At 70.6% G+C, this 4,676-nt stretch carries 4 protein-coding genes and 1 pseudogene; all 5 read left to right on the forward strand.

Annotation, left to right across the window (positions count from 1 at the left end):
• A pseudogene (locus tag G6027_RS03625) lies at window positions 1-205 on the forward strand (enoyl-CoA hydratase); the annotation flags it as partial.
• Between the two features lie 37 nt (window positions 206-242).
• Entirely contained in the window at window positions 243-1,838 is a 1,596-nt protein-coding gene (gene fadD5, locus G6027_RS03630) for a fatty-acid--CoA ligase FadD5 (RefSeq protein WP_182635489.1), read from the forward strand.
• An 11-nt stretch (window positions 1,839-1,849) separates the two neighbouring features.
• Window positions 1,850-2,659 (forward strand): ABC transporter permease, encoded by an 810-nt coding sequence (locus G6027_RS03635; protein WP_182635491.1) that lies wholly within the window; start codon window positions 1,850-1,852, stop codon window positions 2,657-2,659.
• Between the two features lie 91 nt (window positions 2,660-2,750).
• Window positions 2,751-3,542 carry an ABC transporter permease gene (locus G6027_RS03640; RefSeq protein ID WP_241726781.1) on the forward strand — a complete coding sequence of 264 codons (792 nt, stop codon included), beginning with the start codon at window positions 2,751-2,753 and terminating at the stop codon, window positions 3,540-3,542.
• A 35-nt stretch (window positions 3,543-3,577) separates the two neighbouring features.
• Window positions 3,578-4,676: MCE family protein (locus G6027_RS03645; protein WP_182635494.1), on the forward strand; the 1,099-nt coding region annotated here is incomplete at its 3' end.

Consider the following 4,676-nt stretch of genomic DNA (forward strand, 5'->3'; position numbering starts at 1 on the left):
CGCCGCCAAGCTGGCCCGCCGGCTGGCCCGGGGCCCGCAGCGCGCACTGGAACTGACCAAACGGGCCGTCACCGGTGCCACTCTCGCCGAGCTGGACGCCGCACTGGCCCGCGAGCACGACGGGCAGTGCGAGCTCCTGGTCTCCGCGGACTTCGCCGAGGGCGTCGCGTCGATCCTCGAGAAGCGCCGCCCGAGTTTCTCCTGACCCGCCCCGCCAACCCGTTCACACGAAAGGCCAGATCATGACGACCGCGACCCCTGACCCGATCGCCGAGCTCCACGCCGCCCGCCGGAACAACTGGAACACGTGGGTGGCCACCCACGCCGAGATGAACCCCGACGGCGAGGCGCTGCGCTACCTCGGCCAGACCACCACCTGGTCGCAACTACACGAGCGCAGCGGTCTCTTCGCCGACGCGCTGGCCCGTCGTGGGGTCGCCAGGGGTGATCGGGTCATGCTGATCACCCTCAACAACCCGGAGTTCGTCGAGGCGGTGCTCGGCATCAACGAGTTGGGAGCCATCGCTGTGCCGGTGAACTTCCGCCTCACCCCGGCCGAGCTGGCCTACCTGGTGAGTGACTGCGCGCCGAAGGTCGTCGTCACCGACGCCCTGCTCGCCCCGCTCGTCGGGGCGATCCGTGCCCAGGGTGAGGAGCCCGGAGACCACATCGTGATCGGCGGCGAATCCGGCACCGAGCACCAGACCACCTTCGCCGACGCGCTCGCCGAGGAGGGCGCGCCGCACGAGCCCGTCGACGTCCCTGAGGACTCCACGGCTCTCATCATGTACACCTCGGGCACCACGGGTCGGCCCAAGGGCGCGATGCTGTCCTACGAGAACCTCACAGCCCAGTCCCTGACCTGCATCAGGGTCTTCCGGCTCTTCGACGAGGAGGGGCGCGCACTGTGTGCGGCCCCGATGTTCCACATCGCGGCGCTCGGCTCGATCGCCCCGAGTCTCCAGCTCGGCGGGGTCACGGTGGTCCACCCGTTGCAGGCCTTCGACCCGTCCGCCCTCCTCGACACCCTCGAGGCGGAGCAGATCACCAGCGTCTTCCTCGTGCCCGTGCAGTGGCAGGCCGTCTGCGCAGAGCAGAAGGCCCGCCCTCGGAAGCTGGTGCTGCGCAACATCTCGTGGGGTGCGGCCCCGTCGACGGACACGATCCTGCGCGCCATGTCCGAGACGTTCCCGGACGCCCTCAACTGCGCGGTGTTTGGCCAGACCGAGATGAGCCCCATCACCTGTGCGCTCGACGGTGACGACGCGCTGCGCAAGCTCGGGTCGGTCGGCAAGGTCATCCCCACCCTGCAGGCCCGTGTGGTGGACGCGTTCGGGGAGCCGGTAGGCCCCGGCGAGGTGGGCGAGATCGTCTACCGCGGACCCACCACGATGTCGGGGTACTGGAACAAGCCCGCCGAGACCGCGGAGGCCTTCGAGGGTGGCTGGTTCCACTCCGGCGACCTGGTCCGGACGGACGACGAGGGCTTCGTCTACGTCGTGGACCGCAAGAAGGACATGATCATCTCCGGCGGCGAGAACATCTACTGCGCCGAGGTCGAGAACGTGATCGCCGGCCACCCGCGGATCCGTGAGGCCGCGGTGATCGGCCGTAAGGACGACACGTGGGGCGAGGTGCCCGTCGCGGTGGTCGCGCAGCACGAGGAGGAGGGTGGCTCGGACATCACCCTCGACGAGCTGACCGGGTGGCTGCGCGACAAGCTGGCCGGCTTCAAGCTGCCCAAGCACCTCGTGCACGTCGATGAGCTCCCCCGGAACGCCAGCGGCAAGGTGGTCAAGGGCGCCCTGCGCTCCGATCACGGCACCGTCGGGGTCTGACGGACTGACCCATGGTCTTCCACCTGCCCACCGGCCGCGGCCCGGTCGTCGACCTCTCCGGTCAGATCGGCTCACTCGTCGGCTATTCGGTGTTCACGCTCGCCAGCTGCGTGCGCACCGTCCTGACCGGTCGGCTCTCGCTCTCCGAGACGAGGGACCAGGCGCTGTTCGTCGCCCGGGTGAGCTCGGTGCCGGCGCTGTTGCTCATGCTGCCGGTGGGCGTGCTGGTCGCGGTGTCCGTGGGAGAGCTCGCCGGACGCCTGGGCGCCGCCGGGTACGCGGGGGCCGTGGTGGCCTTCGTGGTGGTCGGCCAGGCCTCCGCGCTGGTGTGCGCGCTGATGCTCGCCGGGGTGGGCGGGTCGGCGATCTGCGCGGATCTCGGTTCGCGGACCATCCGCGAGGAGGTCGAGGCGATGGAGGTGATGGGGCTCGACGTGATCGAGAGGCTCGTCGTGCCCCGCGTCCTCGCCACGATGCTGGTCTCGGTGGTCATGTGCGCGCTCGTCACCGCGATGGGGGTCGTGGCGTGCCTGATCTACCAGGTCTACGGGCAGGGTGAATCGGCCGGCGCGTTCCTGTCGACGCTCAGCGCCTACGGGCGCCCCTCGGACCTGTGGATGGCGATGGTCAAGTCGGTCGCCTTCGCGGTCGTGTCCTCGCTCATCGCCACGTTCAAGGGCCTTCACGCCCGGGGCGGCTCCAGCGGGGTGGCGGACGCCGTCAACGAGACCGTCGTCCTGGCGTTCGTGACGGTCTTCGTCGTCAACACCGTCATGTCCACCGTGTACGGCGTCGTCGTCCCGTCCGTCGGGAAGTACTGACATGTCCGACTTCCGGGTCGTCGACACGACGGTCGTCCAGAAGGTCCGCACCACCCGGACCGCAGGCCGCCTGGGTCGGGTCGCCGGCGGTATGGCGGAGGTCGGTCGACACGTCTCGTTCGCCGGACGGGTGATCGTCACGCTCCCCACCGCCGTGATCCGGTACCGCAAGCAGGTCCTCCGCGAAGTGGTCGACGTCGGCTTCGGGTCCAACTCGATCCTCGCCGGGGGTGGGACGGTCGGCATCGTCCTGGCCATGACCGCGGTGGCGGCCGTCATGGTGGGCGTGGAGACCTACCGCGGTCTCGACCTGATCGGGCTGACGACCCTCTCGGGGATGCTCTCCGCCATGGCCAACACCCGCGAGCTCGCCCCGGTGGTCGCCTCCATCGCGTTGGCCGCCAAGGTCGGCACCGGGTTCACGGCGAAGCTCGGGGCGATGCGCATCTCCGACGAGATCGACGCGCTGGACTCGATGTCGGTGCCGACCATCCCCTACCTCGCGGGTGTGCGACTCGTCGCGACCATGATCTGCATCGTCCCGCTCTATGCGATCGGATTGGTCGCGACGTACATCGCGACGCGCGTCGTTGTGGTCTATGTCAACGGCGGGTCGGCCGGAACGTATGACTACTTCTTCCACATCACCCTCGGGCCCGAGGATGTCGCGTACTCCCTGATCAAGGCCGTCGTCTTTGCCGCCGTGATCGTGCTCGTCCACTGCAGTTACGGGTACCACGCCTCGGGCGGGCCCGAAGGGGTGGGACGGGCCGCCGGCCGTGCGTTGCGCACGAGCATCCTGGCCATCGGCTTCATCGACATCGTCCTGACCTTCGCGCTGTGGGGACTCGTCCCCGAGGTGCCCGCACTGGGGATCACATGAGAGGCCGCGCGCTTGGACCGACCCCTGAGAGGACCTTGGCGGCCCGCGGTCTCGTCGCGACGGTGGTGGCGGTGGTCCTCGCCGTGGTCCTCGTGGCCCGCGGAGCCGGAGCGCTCGACACGGGGACGACGGTGACGACGAGCCTCCCGGCGCAGGCCGGCCGGGTGCCGGTCCACGCTCCCGTGTACCACCTCGGGGTGAAGGTCGGTGACGTCCGTGGCGCCGAGGGCGGGACCCCGGGCATGCTGGGGGAGTCCGAGACCGATCTGGAGATCCTGGTCTCGTCCGATCACGCCGATCGGATCCCCGGCGACGTGGTGGTCCGCGCAGTTCCCCGCACGCTCTTCGGTGACATCCGCCTGGACCTCGTCCAGCCCGATCCCCGGTCCCCGGAGGCCGGGCCCCAGGGGGGCCTCGGCGCGCGCCTGCGGGACGGTGACCGGCTTCCCGCGGACCGCTCCGAGGAGGCCGTGCTCCTCTACGACGTCTTCACCCGGGCCAGCGACCTGCTGGTCTCCATCAAACCCGACCGCCTGCAGGTGACCCTCTCCGCGCTCGACCGCGCGCTCGCGGGACGCGGACAAATCCTCGGCAGGGCCATCGAGGACGCCGACCGTGCGGGGGAGGATCTCGACCCGGCGCTGCGGGGGCTCGTCGGCGACTCGGCCGCGATCGCCTACCTGGCGGAGGACCTCGCCGACGCGGGCCCGGAGATCGTCGAGACGATGCAGGAGGCCACCCGCCTCTCGCAGATCGTCCTCGACCGGCCGGGGTCGCTGGCCAGACTCCTCGACGCCGGCCTGGCCGTGACCGGGGCGGGGGTCGCGATGGCGGACCGTACCGTCGCCGGGTCGATCAGGCTCGTCGGGGACACCGGTGTGGTGCTCGACCGCACGGCCAGGAACCCCCACGGGATGGTCCGGACGCTCTACGCGCTCCGCCCCATGGGGGAGGCCGGCGCGGCGGTGTTCTCCACCGGACGCTTCGCCATCACCGCCGTGCCGTCCTTCGCTGACCCGATGCCCTACGGGCCGGAGGACTGCCCGCGGTACCCCGGCCTCGCCGGATCCACCTGCGGCGGGGCGTCCGCCTCCGATCGCGACCCCGGGCTGACGGTCAACGCGGCGACCGAGC

The sequence above is a fragment of the Dietzia sp. SLG310A2-38A2 genome (assembly GCF_014145095.1).
Taxonomy (GTDB): Bacteria; Actinomycetota; Actinomycetes; order Mycobacteriales; family Mycobacteriaceae; genus Dietzia.

Coding starts and splice junctions, on each gene's coding strand:
- G6027_RS03635 (WP_182635491.1), top strand. CDS start 1,850: ATGGTCTTCCACCTGCCCACCGGCCGCGGCCCGGTCGTCGACCTCTCC.
- G6027_RS03640 (WP_241726781.1), top strand. CDS start 2,751: ATGGCGGAGGTCGGTCGACACGTCTCGTTCGCCGGACGGGTGATCGTC.
- fadD5 (WP_182635489.1), top strand. CDS start 243: ATGACGACCGCGACCCCTGACCCGATCGCCGAGCTCCACGCCGCCCGC.